General features: G+C 73.7%; 14 protein-coding genes and 1 riboswitch. Of the genes, 3 read left to right on the forward strand and 11 right to left on the reverse strand.

Translation table 11 applies throughout. The features are described from left to right. Window positions 1-103: 103 nt before the first annotated feature. From ACFPBZ_RS11205 to ACFPBZ_RS11225, 5 genes are all read right to left on the reverse strand, one after another. Entirely contained in the window at window positions 104-985 is an 882-nt protein-coding gene (locus tag ACFPBZ_RS11205; RefSeq protein ID WP_378036124.1) for a methyltransferase domain-containing protein, read from the reverse strand. Window positions 986-1,208: 223 nt separating this feature from the next. Further along, entirely contained in the window at window positions 1,209-1,826 is a 618-nt protein-coding gene (locus tag ACFPBZ_RS11210; RefSeq protein WP_378036125.1) for a hypothetical protein, read from the reverse strand. Window positions 1,827-1,898: 72 nt separating this feature from the next. Then, window positions 1,899-2,927: an aldo/keto reductase gene (locus ACFPBZ_RS11215; protein ID WP_378036126.1), complete on the reverse strand. Its 1,029-nt coding sequence runs from the start codon at window positions 2,925-2,927 to the stop codon at window positions 1,899-1,901. Between the two features lie 28 nt (window positions 2,928-2,955). Then, window positions 2,956-4,323: a purine-cytosine permease family protein gene (locus ACFPBZ_RS11220; RefSeq protein WP_378036127.1), complete on the reverse strand. Its 1,368-nt coding sequence runs from the start codon at window positions 4,321-4,323 to the stop codon at window positions 2,956-2,958. 16 nt (window positions 4,324-4,339) lie between these two features. Continuing rightward, a riboswitch (TPP riboswitch) is annotated at window positions 4,340-4,435 on the reverse strand. A gap of 73 nt (window positions 4,436-4,508) precedes the next feature. Beyond that, window positions 4,509-5,840, reverse strand: coding sequence for a DUF1996 domain-containing protein (locus tag ACFPBZ_RS11225; protein WP_378036128.1), 1,332 nt, complete (start codon window positions 5,838-5,840; stop codon window positions 4,509-4,511). Between the two features lie 448 nt (window positions 5,841-6,288). On the opposite strand from ACFPBZ_RS11225, the gene ACFPBZ_RS11230 reads away from it, so the two are divergent. Beyond that, complete coding sequence (locus ACFPBZ_RS11230) at window positions 6,289-6,900, forward strand: response regulator transcription factor (protein WP_331628612.1); 612 nt, start codon at window positions 6,289-6,291, stop codon at window positions 6,898-6,900. A 161-nt stretch (window positions 6,901-7,061) separates the two neighbouring features. Here ACFPBZ_RS11230 and ACFPBZ_RS11235 read toward each other — a convergent pair whose 3' ends face one another. The 5 genes from ACFPBZ_RS11235 to ACFPBZ_RS11255 all read right to left on the reverse strand — a co-directional run bounded on the left by ACFPBZ_RS11235 (window position 7,062) and on the right by ACFPBZ_RS11255 (window position 10,664). Continuing rightward, window positions 7,062-7,277 carry a hypothetical protein gene (locus ACFPBZ_RS11235; RefSeq protein ID WP_378036129.1) on the reverse strand — a complete coding sequence of 72 codons (216 nt, stop codon included), beginning with the start codon at window positions 7,275-7,277 and terminating at the stop codon, window positions 7,062-7,064. Between the two features lie 109 nt (window positions 7,278-7,386). After that, window positions 7,387-8,277 carry an alpha/beta hydrolase gene (locus ACFPBZ_RS11240; RefSeq protein ID WP_378036130.1) on the reverse strand — a complete coding sequence of 297 codons (891 nt, stop codon included), beginning with the start codon at window positions 8,275-8,277 and terminating at the stop codon, window positions 7,387-7,389. Between the two features lie 49 nt (window positions 8,278-8,326). Further along, entirely contained in the window at window positions 8,327-8,992 is a 666-nt protein-coding gene (gene msrA, locus ACFPBZ_RS11245) for a peptide-methionine (S)-S-oxide reductase MsrA (RefSeq protein ID WP_378036131.1), read from the reverse strand. Between the two features lie 19 nt (window positions 8,993-9,011). Continuing rightward, window positions 9,012-9,803 carry a PIG-L deacetylase family protein gene (locus ACFPBZ_RS11250; RefSeq protein WP_378036132.1) on the reverse strand — a complete coding sequence of 264 codons (792 nt, stop codon included), beginning with the start codon at window positions 9,801-9,803 and terminating at the stop codon, window positions 9,012-9,014. 21 nt (window positions 9,804-9,824) lie between these two features. Continuing rightward, window positions 9,825-10,664 carry a hypothetical protein gene (locus ACFPBZ_RS11255; protein ID WP_378036133.1) on the reverse strand — a complete coding sequence of 280 codons (840 nt, stop codon included), beginning with the start codon at window positions 10,662-10,664 and terminating at the stop codon, window positions 9,825-9,827. A 236-nt stretch (window positions 10,665-10,900) separates the two neighbouring features. Between ACFPBZ_RS11255 and ACFPBZ_RS11260 the strand changes: the two genes are divergently transcribed. Both ACFPBZ_RS11260 and ACFPBZ_RS11265 read left to right on the forward strand, forming a co-directional pair. After that, a complete protein-coding gene (locus tag ACFPBZ_RS11260) occupies window positions 10,901-12,181 on the forward strand; it encodes a class I SAM-dependent methyltransferase (protein WP_378036169.1) in 1,281 nt (426 codons plus the stop codon). 142 nt (window positions 12,182-12,323) lie between these two features. Further along, the gene (locus ACFPBZ_RS11265) at window positions 12,324-13,082 is read left to right on the forward strand and encodes an SDR family NAD(P)-dependent oxidoreductase (protein WP_378036134.1); all 759 of its coding nucleotides are present in this window, start codon (window positions 12,324-12,326) and stop codon (window positions 13,080-13,082) included. Here the strand turns inward: ACFPBZ_RS11265 and ACFPBZ_RS11270 are convergent. Further along, window positions 13,042-14,859 carry a TM0106 family RecB-like putative nuclease gene (locus tag ACFPBZ_RS11270; protein ID WP_378036135.1) on the reverse strand — a complete coding sequence of 606 codons (1,818 nt, stop codon included), beginning with the start codon at window positions 14,857-14,859 and terminating at the stop codon, window positions 13,042-13,044. The genes ACFPBZ_RS11265 and ACFPBZ_RS11270 overlap by 41 nt on opposite strands. Window positions 14,860-14,885 lie beyond the last annotated feature (26 nt).

A 14,885-nucleotide genomic window follows, 5' to 3' on the forward strand; every position in this document is an offset into this window, starting at 1 on the left:
CCCGCGCCCCGCGCCGGAGCGACCTCCGGGACCCGCCGTCCGCGTTCGTGTGTGCCCGTTCACACTACCCGGGGAAACGGACGGCGGGGCCCCGTCGGAGCTGTCAGGCCAGGGGTCCGCGCTTGCGCGCGACGATCCCCTCGTAGACCAGCGGGCTCGCGTCGGTGGCCAGACGGTGGCGGAACTTCTCGCGGCGGACCACGTCGAGCGCGCCGGAGGCCATGCCGTCGGAGATCATCCGGGCGAAGCCGGACGTGTCGTCCTCGGCCAGGAAGGCGTCCTTGATGGTCAGGACGACCCACCCGCCCTCGGCCACGTGGTCGTAGGCCGTGCGGAAGGCCTCGGGCGGGATGTCCCCGAACCCGAGGGCGGCGACCACGGCCAGCGCGGTCAGGCGGTGCTCGGTGAGGCGACGGGAGTCGCCGGCCCCGAGGGCCGTGAGGTCGGTCACGAGGTAGTCGGCGTAGAGGCCCGGGCGGTCGCGCTCGGCGGCCGTGCGCGCCTCGGGCAGGATGTCGACCCCCACCGAGTGCGCCACGCCGATCGTGGCGAGCTCCTCGGCCATGATCCCGTTGCCGGCGCCGAGGTCGAGCACGCGGACCGCGGAGGCGTCCTCGCCGGCGTCGGCGAGCGCGTCGGCGAGGAGGTTCACCATGAAGCGCGGGGTGTCGCAGCCGAGGACGTCGTAGAAGATCTTCTCGTAGAGCCCGGGGACGTCGAAGATCCGGTGGTAGTCGTGGAAGCGGATCTCGTCCCAGGCCCCGTCGGGCTGCTGGACGACGCACCACTCGTCGTTCTGGTCGTAACGGCTGCTCGGCTCGGGCAGCGCCACCCGCAGCGCGCTCCGTGCCGCGGCCAGCGTGCGGGGCCCGCGGTAGGCGCCCCGTCCCAGCCGGCCGTGCTCGCGCCGGGCGGTCTCCGTACCGAGGTGTCCCTCGTGACCCTGGGGGATTGCGGCTCCGAACCCGTTGACCGTCGACGTCATGTGACCACTCCTTCGGTCCCGCCCGTGGGCGCGACCAGCACGCGGACAGGCAGCAGGAATGATGTTGGCGCCCGGTCCGCAGGATCAGGACGGTCGATCGTCGTCAGGTCCGTCGTGGAGGGTCAAGCAGACGGCGTATCTCAGCGATGAGCCTCACGATCGCTTGATTAGGCGGCGGAGTGTGCACTCGCGATCACGATTCGTGACCTCTGCGGGGTTGACATCAGCGCCATTGGTCGCGCTGACCCCGCGGGTCGTAACGCTGCGTGCGATCGTCCGGACGGCCGTACGGGGCCTGCGGTCCGGGCTGCGGCGGGTACGGCGGCTGCGGCTCGTAGCCGCCGTACTGGGCGTCGTACCGGCCCTCCTGGCCGCCCCAGCCGCCGCGCTGGGCCGGCCGGACCGAGGTCGCCGACACCCCCGAGAGCATGGAGACGATCGCGATGCCGATAGCGGCGTAGAGGATCCCGGTGGCGATGTGCGCCGAGATCGAGCCCTCCGCGAGGAACACCTGCAGGATCAGCACGACGATCACGAGCACCGCGATCGCCGAGAAGAACGACGCGGGCCGCGGCGTGGTCAGCAGCAGCAGGTGCAGCAGCGCCGTGCTCGCCAGCGCCGCGATCGCCGCGGCCACCGGGATGACCGTCGAGGCGTCGTCGACCAGGGCGCCCGAGCGACCCGCGGTCTGGATGCCGACCTCGAAGATGCTGTTGATGATGAGGACCCCGACGAAGGCGATCCCCGCGGCGACGAGGGCCGTGGCGACCCCGCCCGCCCACAGGCGCTTCGCCACGACCTCGACGTCGCCGTCGTCCCAGGAACGCTGCGGGTAGTTCACGGTCCGATCCTCCCCGATGGGTACGGGATGGTTGTACCGCACCGCGAGCACGTTCGGCTGACGGCCGGGCCGTCAGGCGGCCGAACGCTCCCCGGCGGGGCGGCGACGGAGCCCCGCGTGCTCGATGGCGGGCGGCGCGTAGGACACGTCGCCTGGGTCGACGTCGGTGCCCGGCGGGACGATCTCGTCGATCCGGTCGAGGACCTCGTCGTCGAGCGTGACCTCGGCGCCCGCGAGCAGGTCGTCGAGCTGCTCGGCGGTGCGCGGGCCGATGATCGCGCTGGTCACGCCCGGGTGGGCCACGGCGAACGCCATCGCCAGATGGGTCATCGACAGCCCCGCCTTCTCGGCGAGCGGGACCAGCTCCTCGACGACGTCGAGCTTGCGCTCGTTGGTCAGGCGGCCCGCGGCGAACGACATCCGCTTCGAGTCGGTCTCCTGGCCCTTGCGGTAGCGCCCGGTCAGCAGGCCCATGCCCAGCGGGCTCCACACGAGCGTGCCCATCCCGTAGCGCTCGCAGACCGGCAGCACCTCGCGCTCGATGCCGCGGTTGACGATCGAGTACGGCGGCTGCTCGGTGCGGAACCGCTCGAGGCCCCGCCGCTCGGAGATCCACTGCGACTCGACGATCTCCGAGGCGGGGAACGTCGAGCAGCCGATCGCCCGGACCTTGCCCGACCGGACGAGGTCGGTGAGCGCCGACAGCGTCTCCTCGACGTCGACCGACGGGTCGGGCCGGTGGATCTGGTACAGGTCGATGTGGTCGGTCTGCAGGCGCCGCAGCGAGTTCTCGACCTCGGCGACGATCCAGCGCCGCGAGTTGCCGGCCCGGTTCGGGTCCTCGCCCATGCCGCCGTGCACCTTCGTGGCGAGCACGACGTCGTCGCGACGGTCCTTCAGGGCCTTCCCGACGATCTCCTCCGACTCGCCCTGGGCGTAGACGTCGGCGGTGTCGACGAAGTTGATCCCGGCGTCGAGCGCCGTGTGGATGATCCGGATCGAGTCGTCGTGGTCGGTGTTGCCCCAGGCGCCGAACATCATGGCGCCCAGGCAGTAGGGGCTGACCTTGATGCCGGTGCGGCACAGCGTGCGGTACTTCATGCGGGGTCGTGCCTCCTCCGTCGACTGCCTACGGAGTAGCCGCCCCCGCGGCGGTCGAAGCACGCGGAGCGCTCCGGCGCGGCTCGAGGGCCGCGAAGGCCGCCGCGACGAGTCCCGCCACGAGGAACGAGGTCAGCGAGGCCGAGAGCCAGGACGGCGGGGCGAACCCGATCGCCTCGCGCAGCGCGCTCCAGGCGTCCGACCACACGGGCGCCCCGCCGGGGTTGATCAGCTGGTAGACGACGAGGCCGACCACCCAGGCCAGCACCATGAGCGGGCGCGACGGCGCCCACCGCGAGAGGTCCATCGCGCGGCCGCGGCGGTGCGCCACGAGCGCCTCCCCGACCCCGACGCCCAGCAGCGGCACGAACACCGACCCGATCACGGCCAGGAACACCGCGTAGTCGTCGATCGTCACGCCGAGCGCGAGCACCGTGATCAGCGCGCCGATCGCCAGGCTGAGCACCCGCCGGTCGGCTCGCGGCACGAGGTTCTGCGCGGAGACCGCCGTCGAGTAGACGTTCGCGAACGACTGGTCGGTCTCCCGCACCGTCAGGACCAGCAGGGCGAGGACCCCGAGCGGCGCGGCGAGCATCGGGGCGAACACCGCGTCCCCGTCCCCGCCCACCAGCGACAGGGCGGCGAGCCCGACGACGAAGCAGAGGACCTGGGTGACGCCGTACCCGATCGTCGCCGAGGTGAAGGCGGTCGAGACCCGCTTCGAGTGCCGCGAGTAGTCCGACGCCACGGGGATCCACGAGACGGCCACGGCGATCGCCGCGTCGGTCCCCGCCCAGAAGCCCGACCACGACCCGCGGTCGCCGAGGTCCGCCCCGGTCGGGCGGGTGAACAGCCACCACGCGAGGTAGGCCACCGAGATCGCGACCAGGATCGTCACCACCCGGCGCAGCAGCCGGAGCATGCCCAGCGGCCGGAGGGTCAGCAGCGTCGTCACGACGCCGGCGCCGACGACCCACGCCCACGTCGGCCCGCCGAGGGCGAGCGTCCCGGCCTGGGCGATGACGACGAGCTCGAAGGTGCCCCAGCCGATCAGCTGCACCACGTTGAGCACCGACGGGATCCACGAGAGGACCCCGCCGAACAGGTCGCGCAGCACCACCATCGCGGGCGCCCCGGTGCGCGCCCCCGGGATCGCCGAGAGACCCACCATCGCGCTGCCGATCGCGGTGCCCACCACCGTCGCGACGACCGCGGCGGCCACGGTCAGCGGGGGTGCCCCCGCCGGCTGGAGCACGGCGAGCACCCCGGCGAAGCCGAGCAGGCTGACCCCGAGGTTGGCCCAGAAGGCGCCCTGGTCGAGGAAGCCCAGGCTGCGCGGGACCGGCCCGTCGAGGGTGGGGGCGACCTCGTCGCGCTCGGATGCGGACACGGCCATACGGCGACCTCCTGGTTCCCTGCGCCGGCATGATCCGGATCAGGTTCGAACGGTCGGGACCGTTGCCGCCTCGCGGCCAGGTCCCCTCTCAGCCCGTCTCCCGGACTCCCGTGGGACGCACGCGCGCCCCGTGCCCCGACCGTATGTCGTCGGGGCACGGGGCGCGACCGTGCGGTGGAGCGGACCTACACGTTGATGCAGGTCTTGTTCGCGTTGATGCAGTCCGCCCCGGCGGAGTTCTGCGCCTCGGTGGCGAAGTTCTCGTAGTCGGAGTGGTCGGTGCTCGGATCGTGCTGGTTGTCCGGGAACGAGTCGATCGCGAACGACCGCCCGGCCGGCTGGTCGTAGGTCAGCGTGATCCGCAGGGCGGGGACGGGCGTGAAGCCCTCCTCGCAGTTGCCGCGCTCGTCGGCGAAGGCCATGTGCGAACGCAGGTCCTTCGACTCGAGGTTCTGGCCGTCCCAGCAGCTCGGGTAGTCGAGCAGCCGGACCAGGTTCGAACCGCGCGGGCAGATCGGGTACTGGTCGGTGACCCGGTCCTCGAAGCCCGTGCAGGTGTACTTGGCGTTGGCGTTCTTGCCGTCCTGCGCCTTGGCCTTCGCGTTGCCCATGATCATCATGAGGTGGGCGGGCAGCGGCTCGATCTTCTGGTCGCCGTGGCCCCGGAAGGTCAGCTGGGCCTTCTTCGGGGTCAGGATCCTCCCGACGTTGCCGTCGAGGCTCCCGCCGTCCCGGCCGACGTCGTCGCCGGTGCCGTTGAGGTCGCGCAGGACCGGCCAGAAGAAGGTGCTCTTGTCGCCGTTCCTGCACGAGGTCCCCGCGGCCTCCAGCGAGTCGTCGCTCGAGTTGCCGTTGGTCGACGTGTTGCCCACGTAGTCGTGGACGTGCTGGGCGCCGTTCCGCTTGCCCGGCGCGGCCATGTAGTTGTCGGAGTTGTTGTGGTCGCTGACCCCGCAGTCGACGGAGTAGCTGCCCTTCGAGAACACGCCGCCCTCGCCGATGTTGCCGTTCTTCTCGACGTCGCGGATGTTCACGTAGGACTCGGCGCCGGCCGCCTGCGCCTTGTCGCGGCCGGGGAAGGGGTCGTCCTTCTTCTGGTCGGCCTTCTTCTTGGCCTCGTCGGGGCTCTGGTCCTTGCCCCCGTCGGGGTTGCCGTCGCCGTCGTGACCGGTGCCGCCGGACTTGGCGTCCTTCCGGTCGTCCTCGCCGTCCTTCGAGTCCTTGCCGGACCCGTCCTCCCGGCCGTCACCGGACCCGTCCTCCTGGCCGTCGGACGAGCCGGAGTCGGAGTCGGAGTCCTTGCCGTCTCCGGACTCGTCGTCCTGGCCGTCTCCGGAGTCCTCGCTCGACGAGCCGGTGAGCGCGGAGAGGATGCTGCTGCCTCCGGAGCCCCCGCCGTTGTCCTCCGCGAGTGCGGACCCGCCCAGGACGACGGCGGTGCCGCCGACCAGGAGGGCCGCGACCGCGGCGATCAGACGGAGTGGGAGCCGGGTGCGATGTCGTCCACGTCGGGGCATGGGCGAACGACCTCCTGACGATCTCGGTCCCGGGCCGTGGGGAGCGCGGCCCGGGTGCGGAGGCGGCGTCCGGTCGGCCGGAGCTCGGGGTGTTCGGCCGGGGGAGCCCGGACGTCGCCGCCGTGTGGGGGGAGCGAGCCGGAACGCTAGGAGCGACCCCGTTCACCGGACCGTGATCTGAGAGCACGGGGGCAGCAGTGCCGCTCGCGGGACGCCCGGACGCGCCGAACAGCAGGAGTACTGCTCCGACCGGAGCAGTGTTTGCGACACTCGCCGGTGATCGCTCTCAGGAAGCCGTTAGTCGCCCACGCCACGTAGCCGTTCGGCGCCGGGCGATTGAACTCGCGCTCGGCGCACGGCACTGTGGTCCGCGATGCAACCCAATCGTTATGCGGACGCGGAGCGGGGCCGCGTGCTGTGTGTGGCTCCTCCCCACCGCACAACGAGCGTGCTCGTCGGTGCGTTGCGGTCCAACGGCTTCGAACCGCAACTCCTGCGGGAGAGCTGGAGCGTCGGTGCCGCGGCCCGGGCCGGCGGCGCCCGCGCCGTCGTCCTCGACGTCGAGATGAGCGGCCTGCGCCCGGTCGAGGTCCTCGCCGACCTCCACCGCGAGAGCCCGCGCACGCCGGTCATCGCCCTGACCTCGGCCGAGGCGCGCGACCGGACGGTCTCCACGCTGCGCGCGAGCCACGACGACTACCTCGTCACCCCGTTCCCCATGGAGGAGCTGCTCGCCCGGCTGCGCCTGCGTCTCGGCGACGACCGGCCGACCGCGCAGCTCTACCTGCGGCGGGGCGAGGTGATGGTCGACACGGCGCTCGAGCAGGTGTTCGTCGAGAACAAGCCGGTCAGTCTCTCGCGGACCGAGTACGCGGTGGTCGACGCGCTCATCCGCCACCCGCGGGGTCAGGCGATGTCGCAGGACGAGCTCGTCACGCGGGTCTGGGGCGGTCCGCCGACCTCGAACATCGTCGAGGTCTACATCGGCTACCTGCGCCGCAAGCTGGGCGCGGAGCGCATCCGGACGATCCGGGGCCGCGGGTACGTGCTGGAGGGCTGATCCTCCGGCCCTCGTGGGGGCCTGCGTGGCAGCGATGGCACATCGCTGACATCGAGTGTCAGTCAGGCGCCATCCTCGGTGCCGGGGCCGGCCGAGCCGGTGGCAGCGATGGCACATCGCTGACGCTGGGCGTCAGGCAGGCGCCACGCTCGATCGTCGGGTCAGGCGTCGATCATCGAGGCGAGGGCGACCTGGCGGGCGCGGCGCTGGGCGTGGGCGACCTGCACGGCCTGGGCCTGCGCGGCGGCGGCCTCGGCGCGGGCGGTCCGGCGGGCGCGCCAGCCGCGGGGCTCCGGGACGACCGGCGTGCGCTCCGGCGAGACCCGCGGGGCGGGGATGACGACGGCGGGCTGGCTGGCGGTGACGTGGCGTCCCATGGCTGTTCTCCCCCGAGAAGTGCGGGCCGGGCGGCTCGCTGATGACGGGGATATCGCTGGGGTCGCGGAAGTGTTTCGGCCCGGCTCGGGGACCACTCGGATGGGTGTCCTAGAGCGAACGGAGGAACCCGATCTGGCGCTCGATCGACGTCGCGAACGGCTCGCCGAGATAGATGTCGAAGTGCCCGCAGTCGATCTCGAGCGTCTCCACGGGCCCGCCCGCGGTGACCGCGGCGCGGCGGACGGCGGCCGGAGGGGCGATCGAGTCGGACGCCGCGACGACGAACAGCATCGGGCACCGCACGCGCGGGGCGGCCGTGACCGGGCGGTTGAACGGGATCGTGAGGATGCCCCGCGCCGGCATGTCGTTGATGAACGACGGCCCGATGATCGCGCCGTAGCCGGGCGCGGCGTCGGGCGCGGTGATGGCGGCGACCGACCCGGGCGGGCCGTAGATCGCGACGCGGTGGTCGGGCCGGCCGAGCGCGTGGCCCACGGCGTCGAGCAGCGCGTGCGCGGAGACCTTCAGCAGCTGCCACGGCCCGGCGTAGCGGAGGATCTCGACGAGGGCGCCCCGCCCGTCCATCGCCGCGCCCTGCGAGATCACGCCGGCGATCCGGGGGTCTTCGGCGGCCACCGCGACCACGTGCCCGCCCGCGTACGACGAGCCCCAGAGCACGATCCGCTCGGGGTCCACGCCGTCGAGGAGCCGGGCCCGGGCCACGGCCGCGTGGTAGTCGCGCCGGTGGACCCGGTGGTCGACCATGCGGCGCGGCTCGCCCTCGGAGTCGCCGAAGCCGCGGTAGTCGACGAGCAGGACGTCGGCACCGGCCGTGGTGAAGGCCTCGGCGAACGGGAGCAGACCGGAGTCGCGGGTGGCGCCGAAGCCGTGCGCCATGACGACGCACGGTCGGCCGCCCGCGCCGGCGAGCGACTCGTCGTCGGCCCGCAGGTACGTGGCGGCGAGGCGCCGGCCCTCCGCCTCCACAGTGATCTCCATGGCGCCGGAGTGTGTCAGGGCGAGCGGAGCGACGGGGAGGGCCGACGGCTCACTGCTGCTCGGCGGGGACTCCCAGTCCGGTGGGGCAGGAGACCCCGGTGCCGGTCATACTGCAGTAGCCGTTCGGCACCCGGTACAGGTACTGCTGGTGGTAGTCCTCGGCGTAGTAGAAGGCCCCGAGCGGGGCGATCTCGGTGGTGATCGCACCCTTCCGAGCCGCGGTCAGCGCCTGCTGGAACGCGTCGCGCGAGGCCTCGGCCTGCGCCCGCTGCGTCTCGTCGGCGTAGTAGATCGCCGAGCGGTACGTGGTGCCGACGTCGTTGCCCTGGCGCATCCGCTGCGTGGGGTCGTGCTCCTCCCAGAACAGCGTCAGCAGCTGCTCGTAGGTGACCACGCTCGGGTCGAACACCACGAGCACCACCTCGGCGTGCCCGGTGCGGTTGGTGCAGGTCTCCTCGTAGGTGGGGTTCGGCGTGTAGCCGCCCGTGTAGCCGACGGCGGTGGTCCACACGCCGGGCGTGTTCCAGAACAGCCGCTCGGCGCCCCAGAAGCAGCCCATGCCGAAGACCGCGGTCTGCAGGCCCTCCGGGAACGGCGGCTTGATCGGGCGCCCGGACACGAGGTGGCGCTCGAGGGTCGGCAGGGGCCTCGACCGGCCGGGGAGGGCGTCGGACGGGTCGACCATCGTGCGCTTGTCGCTACCGAACCAGCTCATGGTCCCGACGGTACGGGCGTCAGGCGAACAGCGTCGTCGTGAAGGACGGCCCGCCCTCGGGCTCGCCGACCCGCCGGAACCACTCCGTCCCGAAGACCGCGGCGAAGGCCTCGTCGGGAAGGGCGAGGAAGAAGGACTCGGGCGTGATCTGGCTGGCGTGGGCCCGCATCGCGGCCCGCTTCGCGTCGAGCCACCCGGTGACGTCGACCCGCGTGGTCAGCCGCTCCTGCGGCGTCCCCATCGACTCGATGTCGCGCTCGGACGGACCGTCCCCGTCGCCCATGCCCATCTCGCGGGCGAGGGAGAGCAGGCGGCGCATCTCGTCGCGGTTGGTGGTCGCCTCGTAGACCCGCGGCGTGCCGGCGACCTCGGCCGCGCGGGCGCCGACGTGGTGGACCTGCACGTGGTCGGGGTGGCCGTAGCCGCCGCGCTCGTCGTAGATCGTCAGGACGTCGGCGTCCTCCTCGCGCAGGATCACCGCGAGTCGCTCGGCGGCCTCGTCGACGTCGGCGGCGGCGAACGCGCCGTCGGCGGTGTTGGTGGGAGTGTCGACCATCCCCGAGTCGAGGTAGCCGAGGAACTCCGTGCGGGCGGCCCCGAGGATGCGGGCCGACTCGAGGGTCTCGGCGTACCGGCGCTCGGCGAGCGTCTCGCCGGGCGCGAGCGGGTCCGCGAGGACCTCGCCGAGCTCACCGCCCGTGGCGATCACGAGCACGACCCGGTGTCCGGCGTCGGCCGCGGCGCGCATGACGCCTCCGCAGGCGATGCACTCGTCGTCGGGATGGGCGTGAAAGGTCACGAGCGTCGCCACGGCGCCGGAGCGTAGACCGCCTCAGCCGAGGGTGAACGACAGCACGAGGACCAGCAGCACCACGACGACGACCGCGACGGTCCCGAGGGTCGAGGAGAGGTCGCGTCGCCGGCCCAGGAACACGTCGGAGCCGGCGATCCCCGACGACGGCCGCTCCCGCTCGGTCCACGGCGGGACGGTGTGCGCGGCCGGGACGGGCGGGGAGGGCCGGCGGCCGGCGAGGGCGCCGGGCACCACCTGGGTGCGCTCGGGCGGCATCCCGAACGACGGCGGGTGGAACGACGACGGCACGGGCGCTCGCGGGACGACCTGCGTGGCGTCGGGCGCGTCGGGGACGACCTGTGTGACCTCGGCCTCGACCTCGGCGGACCCGGTCGGCGCGGGGTCGTCCCAGCGGAAGGGCGGGGGGAAGGGGTCGGCGACCGACCGGACGGGCGGGGGCCGGACCGGCGGGGGCTGGACCGGCAGGGCCTCGGTGACCGGCGTGGGGTCCGGTGCCGGGAGGGGGTCGGGCGGTGCGGCGGACGCGGTCGGGGCCGACGCGGTCGTCGGGAACGGGGCCGGCTCGGGCGGCGACGCGGGCTCCGGCTCCGGGGTCGGCGCCGGCTCCGGGGTCGGCGCCGGGTGTGCAGTAGGCGCCTGCGGGGCGGCCGCCGCCGTGACCTCTGCCACCTGCTCCGCCGCCGGCACGACCGGCGGCTCGGCGGCCGGCGTCGTCGTCCCCCCGACCGGGGTGGCCGCCTGCTCCTCGCGGCGCCGGGCCAGGAGGACGTCCCGCCGACGGCGGTAGGCCGTGGCGTCGACCCGGCCCGCGGCCAGGTCGGCGTCGAGTCGCGCGAGCTCGTCGTCCGCGTCCGTCACCGTCGTCCCCTCCGCCGGGCGGTGTCACGAACCCGGACGGATCACCCGTCCGGGTCCCGGTCGCCGCACGGTAACCGACCGCGCGCACGGCCGTCGGGGGACGAGATCCCCGCCGCACCCGTCCGGTCGCGCGCGATCGATCGAACGATCAGTGCGGCTGTCGCGAAGGTGCTGCCGACGGACGCCCGTCACCAGCCACGTCTTCACGTCGAGAGGACCCGACCGTGTCGTCCACCATGCCGCCCCCCGAGCAGACACCCCTCCGCGCGGAGCGTGTCGTCCCTCGTCCCGCGGAGGGGGTGTGGCCGGGGCTGCAGGACCCGGGCGAGAACCGACTCCGCATGACGATCGCCCGCGGCCTGCTCCGGGCCGCCGTCCGGCGGATGCCGATGCGGCTCGTGTGGCCGGACGGCACGACCGAGGGCGGCGGCGACGCGACGAGCCCGGACATGCGGCTCATCCGTCCCGAGGCCTGCTTCACCCGGCTCGGGACCGAGGGCCTCATCGGGCTGGGCGAGGGCTGGATGGTCGGCGACTGGGACTCCGACGACCTCGTCGGCGTGCTGCGGTGCTTCACCGACCACATCGAGGACCTCGTCCCGCGGCCGCTCCGCAAGCTGCGGCGCCTGTACGACCGCGGGCAGCCGCACGAGGAGCGGGCGGAGGACGCGGTGGTCTCGCAGGAGAACGTCCACCGGCACTACGACCTGTCGAACGACCTGTTCCAGCTCTTCCTCGACCCGTCGATGATGTACTCGGCGGCCTGGTTCTCCGGGCCGGTCGACGCCGAGGGGCAGCACGCGGAGTCGTTGACCACGGCCCAGCACCGCAAGGTCGACGGGATCCTCGACCTCGCCGGGGTCCGGGAGGGCTCGCGCGTCCTCGAGATCGGCACCGGCTGGGGCGAGGCCGCCATCCGCGCGGCCCGGCGCGGAGCCCGGGTCACCACGCTCACGCTCTCGATCGAGCAGGCCGAGCTGGCCCGCGAGCGCGCCGAGCGGGCCGGGGTCTCCGACCGCATCACGATCGACGTCCGCGACTACCGGGACGCGGTCGGCGAGTACGACTCGATCATCTCGATCGAGATGATCGAGGCCGTCGGCGAGCGCTACTGGCCGGAGTACTTCCGCACGGTGGACCGGCTCCTCGCGCCGGGCGGGCGGTTCGGGCTGCAGGCCATCACGATGCCCCACCACCGGATGCAGGCGACGAAGGCGTCGTACACCTGGATCCACAAGTACATCTTCCCGGGCGGCATCATCCCCAGCGTCGAGGCGATCGAGCAGACCCTCGCCCGCCACACCACGATGCACGTCGACGACCGCCGCTCCCTCGGGCCGGACTACGGCGAGACGCTGCACCGCTGGCGCGACACGTTCCTCGCCCGCGAGCCGGAGGTCCGGGCGCTCGGGTTCGACGAGACCTTCGTCCGGATGTGGGACTTCTACCTGGCCTACTGCGAGGCCGGGTTCGTCTCGCGCTACCTCGACGACTGGCAGTTCGGCATCACCCGCTGACCGCCCGGTCGTGTGACGTGTGCCCCGTCGTGGCCCGGCCCGATCGCCCGCCCTGGGACAGTCACCGCTGACTGCCCGGGCGCGGCGACCGGTGGAGGACCTCCGCGCCCGGGCCGACACCGACACGAGGAGCGCATCCCCCATGGACACGACCGACGTCGCCGCGATCGTCACCGGAGGGGCGTCGGGCCTCGGCGGGGCGGCCGTCCGCCGGCTCGCCGCCGACGGGGCGCACGTCATCGCGATCGACCTGCCGAAGGCGATCGACACGGCCGAGAAGCTCGAGCGCGTCGACTACATCCCGGCCGACGTGACCGACGGCGACCAGGTCCAGGCGGCGGTCGAGGCCGCCGTCGGGACCGGGCTGCCGCTGCGGATCGCGGTGAACTGCGCCGGGATCGGGACCGCCGGGCGCCTGCTCGGCAAGAAGGGCCCGCACGACCTGGCCGTGTTCAACCAGGTCGTGGGCGTCAACCTGGTCGGCACCTTCAACGTCATGCGCCTGGCGTCGGCCGCGATCGCGCAGACCGAACCGCTCGACGACGGCGCCCGGGGCGTCGTGGTCAACACCGCGTCGGTGGCCGCCTTCGAGGGCCAGATCGGCCAGATCGCCTACGCCGCCTCCAAGGGCGGCGTGGTCGGCATGACGGTGCCCGCGGCCCGCGACCTCGCCCAGTACGGCATCCGGGTCATGACCGTCGCGCCCGGCATCATCGACACCCCGATGCTCGCGGGGGTCGAGGAGTCGTTCCGCGCGAAGCTCGCCGAGGGCGTGCCCTTCCCGCAGCGGCTCGGCCGGCCCGACGAGTACGCCCAGCTGGTCGCGATGATCGTCGAGCACGACTACCTCAATGGCGAGGTCATCCGCTTCGACGGGGCGCTGCGGATGCAGCCCCGCTGAGCTCCAGGGTGTCGGCCGGGCCCGGACGCAGGTCGTCCAGGTGCGGCACCTCCAGGACGGCGTCCGAGGTCATCCACGTCCGCAGGGCGTGGGTGGCCCGCACGTCGTCCTCGTTGTAGACCAGCAGCCGGTCGCGCATCGCGGGCTCGGGCTCGTCGCCGTCGAGCCCCACCGCGCGGCGGTACCAGCGCATGGAGTTCTCGCCGCCGGCCTCCGGGTCGCGCCACGCGAAGCCCGCCGACGGGGCGACCCGCTTGAGCCCCTTGCCGTGCGGACAGAGGAACGACGTGCTGACGGCCGGGAAGAGGTCGATCCACTCGTCGGAGGCGATGAAGGCCTCGACCTCCGCGGCGTCGGGCATCCCCGGCTCGCTGGCGAAGCGCTGCACCGATCCGCGCAGCCAGCGGTTCTCCGCCTGCTCGTTGTAGCAGTAGGAGCGGAACGACAGACCCTGCTGCGCGGCGCGTCGACGCACGTCGGAGAGCCAGGTCCAGAACGCGGCGAATGAACGCGCCTCGTCGCGGGTCGGCACCGGGTCCCACGTCGCGAAGCCCCGGTAGCCGTGCTCGAGCCCGATGTCGGCGCCGGAGAGCAGGACCCCCCACAGGTAGGCGCCGTCCTCGCCGAGGCTCTCCATGTCGACGTCGACCTCGACGGCGCCCCGCGGCACGTCGGGCCGCGCGATTCGCCGCACCAGCGGCACGTCGGCCCGCCAGGCCCGCGCGAGCGCCACGGCCTCGCGCAGGTCGACCGACAGCTCCCCCGGCTCGGCGACGGCGTCCTCGCCCGCGTCGGGCAGGCCCTGGCGCGGGTCGAGCGCCGCGAGCGCCCGCACGGTGGTCACGCCGCGGCCCCGCAGGCGCAGCGCGTCCTCCCCGCGGACCACCAGGCTGACGTCGTCGGTGCGCCGCAGCGCCGCCTCGCACACCGGCCACCACGGGCAGCGCCGGCACTCGGTGATCCGGGAGGGCTCGGCCAGGGCCGGGCCGCCCTCCTGCGCCGTGCGGGCGACGGCCAGCCGGTCGGCGAACCGCCGGTCGTAGGTCTCCAGCGGGCTGCGGCCCGCCTCGTCGCCCCGCGCGGCGGCGAGGTCGGTCCAGACCACGCAGTCGGCGTCGAGCCCGACGACGCCGCCCCAGGCCCGGGCGGCCGCGAGCCCGGCGGCGTGGAGCATCCGGTGCAGGTGGGCCAGCCGGAGCACGTCGCGCGCGACGGCCCGGACCTTCCGGTCGGCGTCGGGGGCGGCCGCGTCGGGGTGCGGGCGGCCGAGCGGGGAGGTGAGCGCGCCCGTGCCCGGGTCGGTCACGCGGTGCCGGACGACGATCACCGGGTACCAGCCGCCGGCGCCCCGGACCAGCAGTTCGGCGTGCCCGCGGCGCCCGTCGCCGGGCGGGAGCTCGGCGGCCCCGACCGCCGACAGCTCCGGGTCGGCGAGCAGCGCAAGCGTGGCCTCGACCCGCTCGGTCCGCGCACCGTCGGGCACCCGCCGGTAGGCCGCCCCGAGCAGGTCGGCGAACCGGGCGTGCAGCGCCGCCCGGTGCTCCGCCGCGTCGGCCACCCGCATCTCCACCCCGGGATCGGGCTCGGGCAGGACCGCCTGCCGGGCCCCCTCGACCTCCGTGGCGCCCGCGGCGCGCCCGGCCGTCGGATCGTGCTCCAGGTGGACCCGGCGCCGGCAGCGCGTGGTGACGGCGGCGTCGAGCAGCAGCGTGCCGGCCGACCCGGCGCGCTCGGGCCGGGCCGGCACCGACCCGTCGACCGGTTGTGCGCTGCTCATGGCAAGAGCGTCCCACGACCCCCCGA

The sequence above is a fragment of the Actinomycetospora atypica genome (genome assembly GCF_042653685.1).
Classification (GTDB): domain Bacteria; phylum Actinomycetota; class Actinomycetes; order Mycobacteriales; family Pseudonocardiaceae; genus Actinomycetospora; species Actinomycetospora atypica.

Bases quoted from the DNA above. Each gene is read 5' to 3' on its own strand.
- ACFPBZ_RS11205 (WP_378036124.1), bottom strand. From the start codon at position 985: ATGACGTCGACGGTCAACGGGTTCGGAGCCGCAATCCCCCAGGGTCAC.
- ACFPBZ_RS11215 (WP_378036126.1), bottom strand. From the start codon at position 2,927: ATGAAGTACCGCACGCTGTGCCGCACCGGCATCAAGGTCAGCCCCTAC.
- ACFPBZ_RS11220 (WP_378036127.1), bottom strand. From the start codon at position 4,323: ATGGCCGTGTCCGCATCCGAGCGCGACGAGGTCGCCCCCACCCTCGAC.
- ACFPBZ_RS11225 (WP_378036128.1), bottom strand. From the start codon at position 5,840: ATGCCCCGACGTGGACGACATCGCACCCGGCTCCCACTCCGTCTGATC.
- ACFPBZ_RS11235 (WP_378036129.1), bottom strand. From the start codon at position 7,277: ATGGGACGCCACGTCACCGCCAGCCAGCCCGCCGTCGTCATCCCCGCC.
- ACFPBZ_RS11240 (WP_378036130.1), bottom strand. From the start codon at position 8,277: ATGGAGATCACTGTGGAGGCGGAGGGCCGGCGCCTCGCCGCCACGTAC.
- msrA (WP_378036131.1), bottom strand. From the start codon at position 8,992: ATGAGCTGGTTCGGTAGCGACAAGCGCACGATGGTCGACCCGTCCGAC.
- ACFPBZ_RS11260 (WP_378036169.1), top strand. From the start codon at position 10,901: ATGCCGCCCCCCGAGCAGACACCCCTCCGCGCGGAGCGTGTCGTCCCT.
- ACFPBZ_RS11265 (WP_378036134.1), top strand. From the start codon at position 12,324: ATGGACACGACCGACGTCGCCGCGATCGTCACCGGAGGGGCGTCGGGC.
- ACFPBZ_RS11270 (WP_378036135.1), bottom strand. From the start codon at position 14,859: ATGAGCAGCGCACAACCGGTCGACGGGTCGGTGCCGGCCCGGCCCGAG.